Origin of the sequence: Shewanella denitrificans OS217 (assembly GCF_000013765.1) — a bacterium.
GTDB classification, from domain to species: Bacteria; Pseudomonadota; Gammaproteobacteria; order Enterobacterales; family Shewanellaceae; genus Shewanella; species Shewanella denitrificans.
Genome location: NC_007954.1, coordinates 3,860,050 through 3,876,766, shown reverse-complemented (window position 1 = coordinate 3,876,766; position 16,717 = coordinate 3,860,050). Strand labels below are relative to the sequence as shown.

At 45.9% G+C, this 16,717-nt stretch carries 19 protein-coding genes; 15 read left to right on the top strand and 4 right to left on the bottom strand.

Translation table 11 applies throughout. The annotated features are described in order from the left end of the window. Window positions 1-8 precede the first annotated feature (8 nt). The 8 genes from SDEN_RS16860 (at window position 9) to SDEN_RS16825 (ending at window position 7,897) form a co-directional block, all read left to right on the top strand. Window positions 9-380, top strand: coding sequence for a hypothetical protein (locus tag SDEN_RS16860; protein WP_041405870.1), 372 nt, complete (start codon window positions 9-11; stop codon window positions 378-380). A 10-nt stretch (window positions 381-390) separates the two neighbouring features. Further along, a complete protein-coding gene (locus tag SDEN_RS16855; protein ID WP_011497662.1) occupies window positions 391-2,796 on the top strand; it encodes a hypothetical protein in 2,406 nt (801 codons plus the stop codon). Between the two features lie 24 nt (window positions 2,797-2,820). After that, window positions 2,821-3,825, top strand: a complete 1,005-nt coding sequence (locus SDEN_RS16850) for a hypothetical protein (RefSeq protein ID WP_011497661.1) — start codon at window positions 2,821-2,823, stop codon at window positions 3,823-3,825. Further along, a complete protein-coding gene (locus tag SDEN_RS16845; RefSeq protein ID WP_011497660.1) occupies window positions 3,818-4,117 on the top strand; it encodes a hypothetical protein in 300 nt (99 codons plus the stop codon). Before SDEN_RS16850 ends, SDEN_RS16845 begins: the two co-directional genes overlap by 8 nt. Before the next feature lie 3 nt (window positions 4,118-4,120). Continuing rightward, a complete protein-coding gene (locus SDEN_RS16840; RefSeq protein WP_011497659.1) occupies window positions 4,121-5,902 on the top strand; it encodes a hypothetical protein in 1,782 nt (593 codons plus the stop codon). Between the two features lie 25 nt (window positions 5,903-5,927). Next, the gene (locus tag SDEN_RS16835; RefSeq protein ID WP_011497658.1) at window positions 5,928-6,140 is read left to right on the top strand and encodes a hypothetical protein; all 213 of its coding nucleotides are present in this window, start codon (window positions 5,928-5,930) and stop codon (window positions 6,138-6,140) included. Between the two features lie 92 nt (window positions 6,141-6,232). After that, complete coding sequence (locus tag SDEN_RS16830) at window positions 6,233-6,640, top strand: LexA family protein (RefSeq protein WP_011497657.1); 408 nt, start codon at window positions 6,233-6,235, stop codon at window positions 6,638-6,640. Continuing rightward, entirely contained in the window at window positions 6,641-7,897 is a 1,257-nt protein-coding gene (locus SDEN_RS16825) for a Y-family DNA polymerase (protein WP_011497656.1), read from the top strand. It abuts the gene before it with no gap. On the opposite strand, the gene SDEN_RS16820 is transcribed toward SDEN_RS16825, so the two are convergent. Together SDEN_RS16820 and SDEN_RS16815 are read right to left on the bottom strand one after the other, a co-directional pair. Continuing rightward, the gene (locus SDEN_RS16820) at window positions 7,898-8,470 is read right to left on the bottom strand and encodes an SOS response-associated peptidase (protein WP_011497655.1); all 573 of its coding nucleotides are present in this window, start codon (window positions 8,468-8,470) and stop codon (window positions 7,898-7,900) included. Between the two features lie 17 nt (window positions 8,471-8,487). Continuing rightward, window positions 8,488-9,558 (bottom strand): site-specific integrase, encoded by a 1,071-nt coding sequence (locus SDEN_RS16815; protein ID WP_011497654.1) that lies wholly within the window; start codon window positions 9,556-9,558, stop codon window positions 8,488-8,490. A 119-nt stretch (window positions 9,559-9,677) separates the two neighbouring features. Between SDEN_RS16815 and dusA the strand changes: the two genes are divergently transcribed. The 4 genes from dusA (at window position 9,678) to SDEN_RS16795 (ending at window position 11,753) form a co-directional block, all read left to right on the top strand. Then, window positions 9,678-10,706 carry a tRNA dihydrouridine(20/20a) synthase DusA gene (dusA, locus tag SDEN_RS16810; RefSeq protein WP_049763066.1) on the top strand — a complete coding sequence of 343 codons (1,029 nt, stop codon included), beginning with the start codon at window positions 9,678-9,680 and terminating at the stop codon, window positions 10,704-10,706. A 324-nt stretch (window positions 10,707-11,030) separates the two neighbouring features. Further along, window positions 11,031-11,348, top strand: a complete 318-nt coding sequence (locus SDEN_RS16805; RefSeq protein ID WP_011497652.1) for a hypothetical protein — start codon at window positions 11,031-11,033, stop codon at window positions 11,346-11,348. Beyond that, entirely contained in the window at window positions 11,345-11,527 is a 183-nt protein-coding gene (locus SDEN_RS16800; protein ID WP_157599880.1) for a hypothetical protein, read from the top strand. Before SDEN_RS16805 ends, SDEN_RS16800 begins: the two co-directional genes overlap by 4 nt. A gap of 25 nt (window positions 11,528-11,552) precedes the next feature. Next, complete coding sequence (locus SDEN_RS16795; RefSeq protein WP_011497651.1) at window positions 11,553-11,753, top strand: PspC domain-containing protein; 201 nt, start codon at window positions 11,553-11,555, stop codon at window positions 11,751-11,753. A 78-nt stretch (window positions 11,754-11,831) separates the two neighbouring features. On the opposite strand, the gene SDEN_RS16790 is transcribed toward SDEN_RS16795, so the two are convergent. Beyond that, window positions 11,832-12,569, bottom strand: a complete 738-nt coding sequence (locus SDEN_RS16790) for an enoyl-CoA hydratase-related protein (protein WP_011497650.1) — start codon at window positions 12,567-12,569, stop codon at window positions 11,832-11,834. A gap of 35 nt (window positions 12,570-12,604) precedes the next feature. Between SDEN_RS16790 and SDEN_RS16785 the strand changes: the two genes are divergently transcribed. The 3 genes from SDEN_RS16785 to SDEN_RS16775 all read left to right on the top strand — a co-directional run bounded on the left by SDEN_RS16785 (window position 12,605) and on the right by SDEN_RS16775 (window position 14,889). Then, window positions 12,605-13,096, top strand: a complete 492-nt coding sequence (locus SDEN_RS16785; RefSeq protein WP_011497649.1) for a copper chaperone PCu(A)C — start codon at window positions 12,605-12,607, stop codon at window positions 13,094-13,096. A 12-nt stretch (window positions 13,097-13,108) separates the two neighbouring features. Continuing rightward, window positions 13,109-14,080, top strand: a complete 972-nt coding sequence (locus tag SDEN_RS16780) for a DUF2333 family protein (protein ID WP_011497648.1) — start codon at window positions 13,109-13,111, stop codon at window positions 14,078-14,080. A 65-nt stretch (window positions 14,081-14,145) separates the two neighbouring features. Continuing rightward, a complete protein-coding gene (locus SDEN_RS16775; protein ID WP_011497647.1) occupies window positions 14,146-14,889 on the top strand; it encodes a TIGR04219 family outer membrane beta-barrel protein in 744 nt (247 codons plus the stop codon). Between the two features lie 301 nt (window positions 14,890-15,190). Here the strand turns inward: SDEN_RS16775 and tolC are convergent, their stop codons facing one another. Then, a complete protein-coding gene (gene tolC, locus SDEN_RS16770) occupies window positions 15,191-16,489 on the bottom strand; it encodes an outer membrane channel protein TolC (protein WP_011497646.1) in 1,299 nt (432 codons plus the stop codon). Window positions 16,490-16,717: the final 228 nt, after the last annotated feature.

Below are 16,717 nucleotides of genomic sequence, written 5' to 3'. Positions count from 1 at the left end.
TAATGTCTATGACAATCATCGACAGCATTACGCTATCTGAGCCGCTTCTGTGGCTCAATCGCAACAATACGCCACGGGTTGCTGCAAACATGAAACGTGCCCTAAACGGTGCGCCATTAGTGCAGCAAACGGCCATACAAGCAGGCATCGCAATGGAGCTAGGTACGCAAAATGGTTGGTTATCACGGAGTGAGTTTGAGCAATTACAAACCCATGCAGCCACCCAGTTAGCTAGCTTTACGTTGCTGCACGAAGGCACAAGCTACAACGTTATTTGGGACAACACCGCAGGCACCGCAGTAGGTGGAGTTGATCTATTTGACCAAGTGGGTGGGTTTGAGCACCTCACCAATGTGGTCCTAAAGTTTCTAATTCTATAACAGGTTCACTATGACAATTACCCGCCAAGATTTGAAGATAGCCAAGCCAGAATTACTCGGCGCCAGTGATGATGCAGGGGGCCAGCGCACTCGCAACTTTGTCCAGTCAGGCAAGCTCAATGAGTTGTTTCGAGCCATCAGCGACATTGACCATGCCCAATCGGCGATTGATATCGTGAAATGCTATCCCGCATTGGACACTCAAGACACCTCAACTTTACTCGATGCCCATGTGTTTATCAGTGAAGCGCCAACGGATCCCTTAGTGTCTTTGATGTTGGTAGAAGCTGACTCGCTTGATGATAGCGACCGCATGACAGACATGAAAGAAATCATTGAATCCTCAGTAACAGCAGGCTCTTTATTTCGCTCGGGCGGCCCAGGCTTCTTACCCAATCAAAACAACTTTAGCCAAGATTATTTAACCAGCGTTAAAACCTTAAATAACCGTGAATATCGGGTTTACACTCAGCTTAGAGTGGGCCAAGTGATTGCCATTAGCGTGGAGTACTCAGGCAATGAAGATACAGCCTATCCAAGATTTGTGCATTACGCCAAGGTGGTGCAACTTTTTGCGCCTGGTAACAGTGCGGGTAATGTGGTGTTTGAGCCGCCAATGTCCCGCGCCACGCCAGAAAGTCACGTCAATATTAATGGTGATAATAACTGTACTAAGCTGCGCCTTGTTAATGAGGCAAGCCCGCTTAAGTTTCATGGCGTGACTAAGCTCACTAGCGCAACCAGCAGCAAAACCCTAGCGGTCGAAGCGACCAAGAAAAATCTTTTGCCTGTGGTATTAAGTGAGCAGACAAAAAGCGGCATTAGTTTAGCGGCCAATGGCGTGTTACCTAAAACCGTATCCCAAGTGGCCAGTGAAGCCCAAAGCTATCAATTTGATTTAACCGATGTGCTGCAAGGGGAAAACCAGAATGTGGATTACTCGCCAAAAGTGAGCTTTAAATCAGGCGGTGAAATCTTTGGCACGGTCGATGCAGTGATTGTGGTGGCGACAGATAAAGTCAGTGTGACCTTGGCCCGTAAACCAGACATAAACAGCAATATCTCTTTGAGCTATATCTCAAGCAGCCACTATCAAAACTATGACAACGCAGATGCATTTCCTGCAGCAAAACAATTGGTGCTAGGTTCGCTTGATGGCAAAGTGATACTGAACGGCGGCAATTATACCTTTGTCGAGCGTGATGGCAGTATTTATGTGAATGGGGATACTAGAGTGGGTATTGTCGATTATGCGGCAGGAGTCATCACCCTTGAAGCGGGATTCTCAGGGCTCACATTTAACGCATTAGTCACTGAAAACACCCCCGTCAGCAATGCCGTTTTTAGCCTCAATGCCACCACCCCTATATTAGAGACTTTTTACCTGCAGGTACTTTCAGCCACTGACACTTTAGTCAGTGCCAGCAGCGATGCAAACGGCGTCATTACTGGGGCAGGGGTTAGCGGTACCTTGGACAATGGTTTGGTGACCTTGAGTTTCACTCAGCCCGTGAAACTCAATACCTTAACCTATGACATTACCGAGCAAGTGCGAAACTTACCCCCTGCAGATATTTATGGATTAAACCCGCTGCGGGTGCCTAATAACGGCATAGTGGATGGCTTTAGGGTTTGGGGTACTGTGGCCATTCAGCACAGCCAGTATCAAGCTATTCCAACTCCAGCCGCCGCACAGGTGCATAACATTCGCCAAGGGGCGCGGTTTGTTGATATTACCGATGCAACAGGCTTGAGTTTATGGACGCCCACCAATGATAACTTCACTGTGGATACAGCGTCTGGCACAGTCACATTAAACAGTGATTTTAGCGGCTTTACTGCGCCCTTTATCTTAAGCGACACCATAGGCGAGTTGGGCTTAGTGACAGCGCTCAGTGATAACCTCATTACTTTAGCCGGTAATTTAACTCAGCAATACCCCATCAATAGTACGGTGGCCAGTGTGCAGATTTTAGGGGATTTACAAGCCCGGGTAGGCAGCGTTCGCGATATGACTGCTTGGGCCAATAACTGGACCCAAGACGGTACCCCTGCCACCGGCAACCTAAACACGGTCGATTACCCCATTGAAGTGAATAACCGTACTGCAGTAAATGAAGATTGGGTACTTATTTTTAACTCAACAACATCATTTCGCTGTGTGGGTAGACGCCTTGGCCAAATCGCCACCGGTGATGTGTTAAACGACTTTTCCCCCATTAACCCCCAAACCAATGCCCCGTATTTTGTTATTCGGGCCGCTGCGTTTGGCGGCGGTTGGAATATAGGCGAAGCCATACGTTTCAACACTTATGCTGCAGCCAAACCCATCATGCCCATTCGCATTACACAGGCAGGGCATAGCCAAATCACCACAGATAAAGCCGTGTTGGCGTTTCGCGGTAACGAGTCGTAATAATCATACTCAGGAGTCAATAGCATGGGGTTACCAGTTACAGTTTATCGTTCAGACGATGCCGGAGCGCCACAGTTCACAGAGGGGATGAAGCCATCAGAGCTTATTAACGTATTGAAGAAATGCCTAGTCACAGGCTATGGTAGCAAGGCAGCGGCTGGCTGGTCGGTGGCGTTTGAAGATGCCCCAACGCAGCAAATTGTATTTAGAAATTCGACTTCATTAGCATCAGGTAGCTTTGTTAAATTCTGGCCAAGAAGTGCCGGTGATACTGTAAGAGGGGTTGTTAATTTTCAATCGGCCCCTTTTCTTACGTCTATCAATCCTGATTGGGCAACCGTTAACGCGGCAGGTTGGCGCTGTATGTTTGGCTCGGGTTATTACGTTAAACACTGGGTAATCATTGCCACAGCCGCCAGTTTCTATATTTATACTTATGGTGACTCGCCAAAGAATACTGTGCAACAAAGCACTTATCATTATCTCAGTATTTTTTGTGGCGATATTCACAGCCTCACCCCTAATGACGCCACTAGATTTACAACCGTAATGGGTCCATCAGAATCAGACTCTAGCATTACCGCCAACCCCTCTTGGACTGATGGACTAACTTATTTAAACGATAATACTAAGGTCTGTAAAATGCATCAAACAGATGGCAGTGATTACCCCAAACAAATGGTGTTAAACATGCCGTACCCTGTTTATCACACCTTACCGATTAGAGTTGTGCCACCCGCAAACCACTTGCAGTTTCTGAGCCCAGTAGCTATACGCCAGCTATACTATAGCCCTCAAGGCGCTGGGGTTAATTTTGAAGATTCCCAAGGGGTTAACAATAACCTGAGTACATTACACCCCTATGCTAGAGGGATTATGCCTGGTCTATATCAATCCTCATTCAATGGTTACACCGATGAGCTATTACCGCTCAGAAAAGACTTTAACGGCACCCTTTATTATCTAGTGCCAACTTCGCATCTTGGCGCGTCCAATCTTTGGATTTCGACAGGGGATTGGTATGCCTAATCTAATAACGGCCCCTATATTTGAAAAATCCCCCTACATGATGGGCTTGCTTGAGTTGGATGCCGACCCCGCCGCCGAGCGTTTTGCCGTTATTGATCGCGCCTCATTAAAGTTATTGTGGCAAAAAGAAGTGCCTGCAGGCGGCCAAGTAAAATGCTTGGTTCGCCCATCCTATGCCTTGAGTGGTGTATTGGTGATGATCCTTGATGATAACCAAGAATATAACGCTAAGGTGGCCGATGGCGTGACCTTACCTTTGGTGGATAGTCACACAGTAAATCTTGGTTATTAAGCCATGCTAGAACTCAGATTTGATGAGTCTTGGCCTAATGCCACCTCGCCGCTGCAGTTGCGTTTTGTGGGTGAACTTATACCCGAGCCGCCCATTCGTTTTGGGGGCATAGGCATTGAGTTGGGATTAGGGATTGGTAAGGGGCTGCGGCTTGATAATCAGCTAGTTATACACTCATTAAGCCGTTATATAGCACTTGATACAGCGCTTATTTGGGGCGGTAAATCGGCAGATCATCAAGACTATGGGCTTGTTTGGCACACTAAAGGCTTAGCGCAACAAATCACGGCTTGGCCATGGTTGACACCTCAATTACATAAACAGCAATTTAGTGTTCATTGGGCCACTCCAAATCAACATGAAAATCACACTCAGCTTGATTGGTTAACCCCGCTGCAGCGCATGAATGTCAATGTGGCCAAGTGGTCGCAATCACAACCAAAGGAGCAGCTTGCAAGCGTGCTTTGGCGCCAGGTCTCAGGTACTCAAATTTGCCAAGGAATAGCTTACAGCTATAAGGGCCAACGAGGGTTTGAGTATTCACTGCCTTGGGGGCCGCATCAGCCACAGTGGATTTGTTCGACTCGCTATATTCCGCAAACAGGCAAGATAACTATGCGATTTGGTGAGCCTTGGACTAACTCACAAAGCCCTATAACACTGCGCTTTACCATTGAGCCCAAAGTGTGCCGTTTTGACGATGGTGGCGGCCTAATAGATGCTCACCCAAGCTTGCCCAGTCTTGATCTTAAAATCCCCATTGAACCGCAAATCCGCAGGTACTACCTTATGCAACCAACCATTACATGCGTACGAGTATTTGATAATTTACCGATAGTGATCTCAAGCTGCAGCATTAGCCAGAGCCGTGGTCAGTGGGCTAAATCTGTCAGTATCGAGTTTTCAAGCCGAATCGATGCCCAGCGGGCTCACAATGAATTATTGTTGATCACTATCAATGGCTACGATTTCTATGTAATAGCTGAACAGCCAAGTGCTAGCAAGGTCTTTGGCAGTGAAACCCATAGCAGCACAGGCCGCTCACGCGCCGCTGAATTAGCATCACCTTATCTGCTGCCTATCAGCTACACCAACGCGGTTGCTCGAAGTTTTGGCGGTATTATTAGCGACATATTGCAACAGGGGGCTGGCAGCGCAGGCTGGACAGTTGAACTTAAAGGCATTGCTGATTTTACCGTGCCCGCAGGCGCGTTCAGCGTTGGCAATAAGTCACCGATTGATGCCATCCATGAAGCTGCTACGCAACTTGGCTGCATGATCTTAGCCGATGATGCCGCTCGAAAGCTCACTATCATTCCGCGCTGGCCAACTGCGCCATGGCAGATGGCAACCGCAGTGCCTGATTTAACCCTGCACGATGCGGTGATCACTAACTATAGCGAGACAGTAGCCCGTAATCCTTTGTGTAATGTGGTGTGGCTGCGCGGTGAGCAGCAGGGTATAAGTGCGAAAGTGAAACGCACTGGCAGTGCGGGCAATATTCCTGCCGCCGATATCAGTGCCCAGCTGATTGTTGATAACCAAGCCGCGCGCATCGCGGGCACTAATGCCCTAGCCGATACAGGAGATAAGCTTAATATCAACTTGACGCTGCCGGTCATGGCCGATTTACCCCCAGCAGTACCTGGTATGTTGATTGGTATTCGTGAAGGCACTGAGGTATTCAAAGGGACTTGTGATAGCTGGAGTATCCGCGCCAGCGTCAGTGAACGCGGTGATATCAATATCGAACAATCCATTACCGTGATCCGCTCAATTGCGTAACTCTGCTAACAGCCAGCGAGGCACCATGCTTAAACAACTTCAAACAGCGTTAGTATTACCACGGATGATCATGACAGTAGATGTCGTCAACGCCGATGGCACAGTCACCGCCAGCAGTGCCAGCGGCCACACAATACGTGCTATAGGTAGCGCCACCATCGGCGATCATATCTACGTGCAAGACGGCAGGGTGCTAGGCACAGCACCCGACTTGCCATTTGTGGAGATGGAAGTGTAGACATTTGATAAAGCGTCATCATAGCCAGTCTGTTCTTGCAGTTTCGCCGAGAATTGCTAAAATTACTGTATATAATTACAGTGGTGTTGTGTATGCGTGTTATCCCTATTTCAGCTCGAGCTGGTATTACTGGTTTTGAAAGCCCAGCAGCTGAGTACCATCAACTCGGCCTAAGTCTAGATGATCTTCTGGTAACTCACCCTAGTGCTACCTTTATCGGGCTAGCCCAAGGTGACTCTATGCAAGATGTAGGAATCTTTGATGGTGATGTGTTGATTGTTGACCGCCATGAAACGGCTCGTAATGGTGATGTTATCGTTGCCAATTTTAATGGCGAGTTTGTCTGTAAGATCATCGATACTAAGTCAAGGTTGCTACTGTCCTCTAATGAGCAATATCAAGCCGTTGCTATTCATGACTATGATACCTTTTCGATTGAAGGTGTGGTAACTCGCTCCATTCGTTGCCATCGCCAGAGCCCACTTTTGGCAGAACTGTAAATGTTTGCCCTTGTTGATGCTAACTCATTCTACTGCAGCGCGGAGCAAGTGTTCCGCCCTGACTGGCGTGGTAAGCCCATTATCGTGTTAAGTAATAATGATGGCTGTATTGTGGCTGCTAATCGTCAGGCCAAGGCACTTGGTATCCCTAAATTTTCACCTTACTTTAAAGTTAAAAACCTCTGCATTAAGCAAGGCGTGATCGCTTGCTCTAGTAACTATGAGCTCTATGCCGACTTATCGAGCAAGATGATGAGTATTATTGGCCGCTTTGCTCCTGAACAACATGTGTATTCCATAGATGAAAGCTTCTTATCTTTTGCCCATTGCTATCCCGCTATTAAATGCCTGCAGACACAAGGCCAGTTAATTCGCCGCGCGGTCTGGAAAGAGGTACGCCTTCCAGTCTGTGTTGGTATAGCAGCGACGCTCACACTGGCTAAAATTGCTAACCACGCGGCAAAGAAGATTGAGGGTTATCAAGGTGTATGTGTAATCAATACCGACCATGAGCGAGTAGCTATTCTAAAACAACTTTCGACAGAGGACGTGTGGGGGATTGGTCGCAGAATAAGCAAAAAGCTTGAGTTAATGAACATCAAAACTGCGTTCGACCTTGCTAATATGCCGGCAGGCTTAGCCAGAAAACAATTCAGCATAGAGATAGAGCGTACCGTTCGTGAGTTAAATGGCCAGGCATGTAAGGTTTGGGATGAAGCAAGAGCTGATAAGAAGCAGATATTCAGCACTCGAAGCGTTGGCGAACGGATCACCGATTATAACTCACTGCTTCAAGCTTTAAGTAAGCATGTGGGTATCGCAGCCGCCAAGGCTCGTTCTCAAGGTTCAAGTTGTAAGACTATGATGTTATTTGCTAGTAACTCGCCCTTTGATGAGCAGTCTAGAAGCTTCAAAGCCATAGTTCATTTTGCAAGCCCAACCAACTGCAGCGCTGAAATAACTAAAGCCATGACACAGGCCGCCACACAGCTGTTCCGTGAAGGCGTTCGTTACTACAAAATTGGGGTTGGGTTAATCGACTTAGCAAGTGATAAACACAGGCAACTTGATTTATTCAGTTCATCCAGAGCCAACCCCTCATTGATGTTGGTTTTAGATAATCTGAATCAACGCTATGGCCGTGATACCTTATTTCTTGTGGCTCAAGGCATAGAACAAAAGTGGAGCATGCGCCGTGAACTACTCACCCCCCAATACACCACAGACTGGGTAAGCTTACCTCGGATAAAGTGCTAGCTAAGCAGCTAATATCTTAATAATGTTGCTAGGGTTATTGATTAACAGATGTTCAAGCTGCTTGGGCTCTGAATGAAACCAGTAAAGAATATCACTTGGAACGATAAGTAGCGGCATTCTGTTATGGTAGGGTCGGCATTCATCCGTTGGTGATGTAGTCAGGGTGACTAGCTGCATGCCATCATCACTGGGATAAAGGATGCCTGCCATAAATAGTGGCACGTCTTCTTTATGACTAAACAGGTATTTCTGTTTTCGTTTGCCCCCTTCATCACGCCATTCAAACCAACCAGAACAAGGCACTAGGCATCGATTCTGCTCAAAAGCATAGGCGAAAGTTTTTTTGTTCATTACTGTTTCTGCTTGGGCGTTGATCAATAACTTCTTCGACCAAGCAGGTTGTATGCCCCAAGAAGCGTCTTGCTGATCAATCTCTTGATTTTGCATCACTAAAGTCGCAACTTGTTGGGTAGGCCTCAAATCAAGGTTTTGTTGGGAATGAAAATTAATACCTAAGCTATTAGACACCTTAGCATTGAGGTCATTCGAAAAAATATTGATCCTTCCGCACATATCAGCACCTATCTTAGTTAATTCTGCTCATCTTTATCATGCAATCGTTTAGGAAATAACTCGGTATACACTTGCCACAGGGTGTTGATGTTCCTATGCCCCGTCACCTGCGCCACCTCATCTATGCTGTAGCCCTTCTCAAATAACCGGCTAGCTCCTTCACGCCTTAAATCGTGATAGCGTAAGTCCTCAATTCCCAGAGCATTACGTACTCGTTGAAACCCTGCGGTGACACTGCGCTCATTGAATGGCCACACTCTTTCATCATCACGCGGCTGCTTTTGCAGTAACTCCCAGGCGCCACCCAAAAGCGGTACCAACATGTGATTGCCTGCTTTCTTGCGCGGGTCTTTACGGTCGCGCACTATCACCGCTTTTTGTGTCTCATCAACATCATCCCACCTAATTCGGCATACTTCACCTATGCGCATGCAACTGAGTATAGAGAAGTCGAGTAAATCAACATAAGGAATATGTGCGGCTCGTTGCTGAGCTCTTTCTGCTAGCCCCACTTTTAATTTTTCAATTTCAATGGCCGTAGGTCTGCGCGAACGTTTATTTGATTTGGCAATTAGTCCTTGTGCGTAGAGAGTGTCGTACGCATCTATTATGGCTATCTGTGAAACCTCATGGCCAAAGTTTGATTTCGCAATGCGCAGCAACCAGCGCAGAACACTAACATCAATAACTATGGTTGATGGGCCCGTTCCTGAACTTTTCCGTAGTTTACAGTGCTCAACGATGTGGTGTGATTTGAGCTCCAGTAGGTTGACGCTAGCGATATCACAATCTGCGAGTAGCTTTAAGCAGAAGAGTTTAGATCGTCCGATACTGGCCTTTATGCTTTCATCAGCTAATGCTTTATTGATAATCTCGCCAACAGTAATAGGTGCTGCTTCTTTATTATCATAACCATTGGTTTCAATATCCACTACTCGTTGCTTGCCCCATGCCTCAGCGGCTTGGTGCTTGGTAAAGGTCCGTTGCTCTGTGTATAATACTTTGCCGTTTTTCTTTACGCGGATAAGACAACGATGGCGATTTGTCCCATCAGCCTTTTCACGTTTTTGAATGCTATATGATGCCATTATGATGGTTCCCCAATATGCCCAGTCCAATCCATTTTGGATCACTATTGGTTCCCCGATCAATGTAAAACATCTAAAAACGTGTAAAAAATAGCCAGAACATGATTTTTTGGATTAGAATGAATTTAGATAAAACACAGACATACCAAGGTTTAGCGCCAAATATGGCCGCTAGCACCTTCTCCATCGCGCCTATGCTGGATTGGACGGATAAACATTACCGCTACTTTGCCCGCATTATGTCTACTAAGGCGCTGCTTTATACTGAGATGGTGACGACTGGGGCGATATTGCATGGCCGTGGGGATTATCTTGCCTATAACACAGAGGAGCATCCGCTGGCGTTGCAGCTGGGTGGCTCAAACCCTGTGGATCTTGCCGCTTGCGCTAAGCTTGCCTTTGAACGGGGTTATGATGAAATCAATCTGAATGTGGGTTGCCCGTCAGACAGGGTTCAAAATGGCCGTTTTGGGGCCTGCTTGATGGCAGAGCCTGAGCTCGTGGCAGAGTGTGTCGATGCCATGAAACAAGTGGTTGATATTCCGGTGACAGTGAAAACGCGGATCGGTATCGATGAGCAGGACAGCTATGAGTTTTTAACCAAATTCATTGAAACCGTGGCGGCTAAAGGCTGTGATGATTTCACTATCCATGCTCGTAAAGCCTGGCTACAGGGCCTGAGTCCAAAAGAGAATCGTGAAATTCCGCTATTGGATTACGATAGGGTTTATCAGCTTAAACGAGATTTTCCCAAGCTTAATATTGGCATCAATGGCGGCATCAAGACCTTAGCCGAGGCCAAACTGCATTTAACTCAGCTCGATGGGGTGATGGTGGGCCGGGAAGCCTATCAGAATCCGTACCTATTGGCCGAGGTGGACACACAATTGTATGGTGTAAAGCGTGACATCATCAGTCGTGAGCAGGTGATTGAGAAGATGCTGCCTTATATTGAAGCCCACTTAAAGACCGGTGGCCGCTTGAATCACATCACTCGCCACATGATAGGGTTATTCCAAGGCTTGGCGGGTTCTCGCCAATGGCGCCGCCATTTAAGTGAGAATGCCCACAAGCCTAATGCGGGGATTGAAGTGGTGCGCGAGGCCGTGATTAAGATGCACACTACTGCAGAGTCGATGCAAGATTAAATCAGTGTTATTAAATCAGAGTCACTAATATCAGAGTAACTCTTTATTGCTATTAACGCCCTTTTGGGCGTTTTTTGTTTTTATCGTCATGGGTAAATAGCCGCTGAAAAAGGGATGGAAAATAGTGTTGGTGAAATTCACCATTGCAGTGGTTATTTTTACTAACCGCTAGTATTAGTCTGTTTTTAAACATGCAAGAATCATGTTTAGATTGACCATGTTACAGCTAAATATATGAAATTAAAGTGATAAAAATATGTTTTAAAAGTTGGCACGTTGTTCGCAATACCTTAGATGTAACCCACTACTGAAAAGGAAGACACTATGTACAACTTAACTCAACTAACAACAGCATCAAGTTCATTGGTAAAAACGGGCTTAGTCGCCGCGACATTAACCTTAGCGAGTTTTTCAAGCCAAGCGGTTGAAATCGATGCATCAGAGATTTTGGTCGCCGTAGAGCAAAACCTGACTCAAGCCAGTCAAGAGGCGATTTCTAAAGCTAAGCAAGAATTAATGCTGTCATTGCAAGAGCAAATCTCTCAACAGTTGTACTCAGTGGCTGAGATAGACGAAGCCGCCATTGCACTTGAGATTAATGAACAAAGCTTGGTTGTCACTCAACGCTCTGAGGCCAAATGATGATTTGGGCCGCCTTAATCCAGCTGGCACTGCCCTTGATGTCTCTGTTGTTACTGCCTGTCATTAGTTTTGCAGTATGTGCATCCTGTGTTAGCTGGTTTGAACGTCATTTTCAGTCTCAAGATGTGAGCGCTCATGAAGTGGCGGTAAGTGAATTGAAGTTAACTCAATCAATGTGATTTATCATAAGCGTGCGGAGGACAAATGGATAAGATGATAGCTAGATTAGCAGGGCCTGAAGCCATCATAGCGGGAGTAGCCGCTCATATTGCTGGCGAATTTAATTGGTCCTTGTTGTGGACGCGAGTCATAGGCACAATGGCCGTGGTGTTTAACCCTTTCATTGGTGGCTTGGTCTATCTTGTGTTAGCGCTACTGATAAAAAACAAGCCCAGAGATTTTTAATCGCGGCAAAGATCTCATTTGCCGCTTAATGCAGAGGGCTTATAGATGCAGAGTGCTTATAGCATTAGAACTGAATAATTACTTTTTTAAGAACGCCTGAAATCTTGCTTTGGCTTCATCACTGCCTAAGCGTTCATCGAATTGAGCCAGCTCGGCTTGCATTTGCAGCCTAATTTTATCGCTATTACTGCGCAGTAATTTACGCGATGCTTGCAGTGCTTGAGGAGGCTGCGCCGCTAGTTTCTTAGCTTGAGTTAAGGCAAAGTCCAATAAGGTATCAGCATCGATTATCTTATTGATAATGTTAAGTTCACAAGCAGTATTTGCATCAAAACTCTCACCCAACAAAATTAACTCAGCCGCTTTTTGTGTTCCCACTAATTGTGGTAATAACAAACTCGCCCCAGCTTCTGGCACTAAGGCAAGGTTGACGAATGGCAGCTGAAATTTAGCGCTGTTATCGGCGTAGACTAAGTCGAAATGCAGTAACATAGTGGTGCCTATGCCCACCGCCGAGCCTGAAACCGCAGCCACCACAGGTTTTTTTAACTCGAGCAATAAATAGAGAAACTTAACCGCTGGGTGCTCAGGCCCTAAACTGCCACTTTTTAAAAAATCACTAATATCGTTACCGGCAGTAAAACAATTATCTGCGCCGTGGAGCATAAAGGCGCGAATGTCATTGTCGGCCTCACCTTGGATCAGGTATTCTGTTAGCGCAAGATACATATTAAGATCAAAGGCATTGCGCTTTTCAGGGCGATTAAAACTGATGACACGCACACCTTGATCATCCCGAACCTGAATATGACTCATTCGTTGTTTCCTTAATAGACGCGATAGGGTATTACATGGAGTTTAAGACATTGAAAGTAATATTCAAACATCTGTTTAATTTTTTAGTGCTATCATCAATATCATTCACCGCGGTTGCACAGGTGGTTCTCATTGAAGGCCACATACGCGCCATGCCTGCCAGTGTGCCCAATACGGCGGCGTATTTTGTGCTAGAAAACCCGACGGACACATTACAGCGACTCGTGGCAGTCAAGACCTCAGCGGCAAAAGACGCCCAGCTACACACCATATTGGAAGAGAATGGCATGGTGAAGATGCGCCAAGTCAGTGGCTTTGATATTCAGCCCAAGTCTAACTTAACCTTGGCGGCAACAGGGGATCATCTTATGTTGCTTTCCTTAGTTAAGCCGCTCGCCATCGGCGACAAGGTGACATTGGAACTTATTTTTGACCAAGGTGAGCCACAACAGATCGAATTGCAAGTACAAGGTGCAGAAAAGGCAGAAGCGCAAGAGTTGTCAAATTCACACCATCATCACCACTAGGAGATAATACAGATGCAAATGACCAAAAATAAACTCATTGGAAGCTTAGCTGCCGTCGCATTAATGGGTTATGGCATCAGCGTATGGTGGAGCGTCGAACCCGACAGCCTAGAGCCTGTGTATTATGAAGCCGACAATGGCCGCATGGTTGTCGGTTATGCTACTACTAGTTCGTTAATTAATACCTTAGACAGTTTACTGGATAAGCCAGGTGGCTGGTTATCAAACGATGTGCTGCCGCCTTCCTTGTTTATGGACAATATGCCCGCATTTGAATTTGGTGCCATAGAGCAAGTGCGCGACTTAGCACTCATAATGCGTAAAGAATTCAGCCGTTCACAGTCACAATCCAAGGCTGATAGCGATTTACTCGCCGCCCACTCCAAACTTAACATTACTCATACCAGTTGGCTGGTGCCAAGCGCTGAAGGCGAATATAGTGATGCGATTAAATTATTGAAACTGTATCGCGCTAAAATTAGTGATCCTAGCCATGATGAGGCGCAATTTTATGCCAGAGCCGATAATCTAAACGAGTGGCTTAAAGAAATTCAGAAGCGTTTGGGCAGTATGTCCCAGCGTTTATCCGCCAGCGTGGGTCAAGAAAGAGTAAACACTGACTTAGCCGGTGATTCGGCGGCGCGGCAATCCACCCCAAATTCGTCTTCCAGCGAAGTAAAAACCAGTTGGTGGGAAATCGATGATGTGTTTTATGAAAGCCGCGGCTCTGCTTGGGCATTACTCAACTTCATGCGGGCCATCGAGGTGGATTTTAAAGATGTGCTAGAGAAGAAAAATGCCGAGGTAAGCTTACGGCAGATCATTCGTGAATTGGAAGCGACCCAACAGACAGTCTGGAGTCCTATGATACTCAATGGCAGTGGTTTTGGGCTAGTGGCCAACCATTCTTTGGTGATGGCAAATTATATTTCTCGTGCCAATGCGGCAGTGATTGATTTAACTAATCTGTTATCCCAAGGCTAATTTTACAAAAATTTATACACCCAAATAATTATAGATATTCAGCAGTTATTTTATAAAGGATATATATGCTTCATTTAAGAAAAACTTTACTTGCCGCCGCCTGTTTAATGGCGGTTTCTAGCGCGGCTCACAGTGATACCTTTGCCGGTTTTAAAGTGGGTGGTGACTATTGGCACAGCGATGCCAGTGGTTATTTCGCCGATGATAGCGGTGCTAAGGTCAACAGCGATTTAGACGCCGATGCCCAAGGTAGCCTTTGGTTTGCTGTTGAGCACATGCTGCCATTTGTGCCTAATCTAAAAATTCGTGAAAACCGTGTTTCTGCCACCTCGAGCCTAGACAATGCTGACTTTAACTTTAATGGTCATGGGTTTTCTGGCAAGGTCGGCATAGATAACAAGCTAAACAATACAGATTTTGTGCTGTATTACGAGCTACTGGACAGTGATTTGGCCGAGCTTGATGTGGGCGGCGCCTACAAGATGATGAATGGTTCGCTGCGGGTAAGTGATGCCGGTTACCCTGAGCAAATTGATATCGACAGTGGCATTGCCATGGGTTACGCCAGCGGACAAGTGGGTGTGCCTGGTATGGGGTTATACGCTTTTGCCGAGTTGCTACACGGCGTCAGTGAATCAAATGTGCACGATTACTCAGTGGGCCTAGGTTGGGTATTTGATGGGCTAGTTGTCGATACTAAAGTGCGTGTCGGTTACCGTGATATGAGTTTTGATGTCAGCCGCTTTTCTGGCATGACACAAGATACTCAGCTTAGCGGCGTGTTTGCTGGTGTTGAATTAGACTTTTAATATTACTTATTCTATATGGAATAAAGAGTAAGTAACCTCAACTCGGGTTAAGAGATGAATAAATGGTGTTGAAACAGCCTAAATCCAACATCTAGCACTCAAACTTGAACTTTGCACTGATAACAAGGCGAGTTTACGCGTCAATAGCTAGCCTATTGCAAGTGAACTCAACGCAGTTAGCGGTGCAAAGAGCTGTTTGATATACATTTATTATCCCGAGCTGAGGTTAAGTAATAAAGAATTAGCGAATAAAAAACCGCCACATTGGCGGTTTTTTATTACTTGATGCGAATAGAGGTGATTACTCAGGGTTTTTTAAGCCACTGTTAATGGCAATCACATCATCTTCGTTAATGGTACCTGCTGCTTGCTTAAGCGCTAGGATAGATTTGATATATCCATAACGGGCATCTGATAACTTACGCTTGGAATCATACAAATCACGGGTACGATTTAACACGTCAACGATAGTACGAGTACCCACTTCAAAGCCAGCTTGGGTGGCTTTTAAGGCGCTCTCAGAGGACACCACTGATTGCTCATAAGCACGAATTGAGCTAATTGAGGCCGACACGTTGTTAAAGTTGTTGCGTACGTTTTTCACAACGCCCCTGTGGGTCTGCTCGAGCTTTTCACTGGCTTCTACGTACTGGTATTGTGCTTGCTTAACTTTAGAGTCAATTTTGAAACCTTCGAAAATAGGCACTTTAATACTGACGCCCACAGACTTGCTGTCGAAATCAGCTATTGGAGATTGATCAAAAGCCTTAGTGTAATTGGCGTCAAAATTGACGGTTGGCATATGGCCAGCCTTGTAAAGCGTGATGGTTTCTTGGGCTATGTCTTTGGCAATGCGCTGAGTCATTAAATCTATGCTGCGGTTTTCAGCCATTTTTAACCAATCTGCTGAACTGGCTGGGCTAACAGCACTAGCAGAGAAGCGCTCAGTATCAAGCACATTAATAGTCTTGTGATCGACACCTGTGATTTCACGCAGGGCTTCATAACTGTTGGCTAAGGTATTTTCTGCTAAAATTTCAGCGGCTGAGGCTAAGTCAAACTGCGCTTGGGCTTCATGGACATCGGTAATCGCGGTTAAGCCAACGGCGAATCTTTGCTTAGTCTGTTCAAGTTGGCGTTCGATGGCGCGCTTCTCTGCGCCCTGAAACTCATAATTATCTTTGGCGGTCAATACGTCAAAATAGGCGCTGGTGACGCGGGTGATCAGGTTTTGCATTGCAGAGGCATAAGCTGAATCAGCCTGAGAGGCGGCTTTTTCTGCCAAACTTAAGCCTACCCAAGCACTGTGATCGTAAATCAGCTGAGATAACGACACTTTACCTGCATAGCCATCGCTATCCCCTTGGAGATCGTGCCAGTTTTTATCATAACCAACGCTTGCGCTTAAGCTTGGGAGTAACGGTGAGCGATTCTCTTCAATTTTTTCATACAAGGCGTTACGCTGTGCTTGCGCTTGCAGTACGATAGGATCGCTGGTTAATGCTTGCTGATAAATTTGTAATAAATCATCAGCTTGAGTGCTTGGCGCTACGATTGCTAGCGTCAATGCTGCGTATAAAGAACCCATTTTAAATTTCATGTTCTGCCCTTTTCGACAATGCTCCCCATGTTGGGGCGTTTTAAGGTATAAACTTGGCCATGCCAATTAACGAAATGCTTAAGTTTACGGCTCAGGCATGTCTAGCCATACAATGACTTTTAACTAGGATAGATAGTACGAAGACTTTCATTTTTAAGTCAAATTTGAAGTGTAACAGATTCTATTTTAAATCTGTTTAAAATTAAATCTAATTAGCACCTTGGGTTT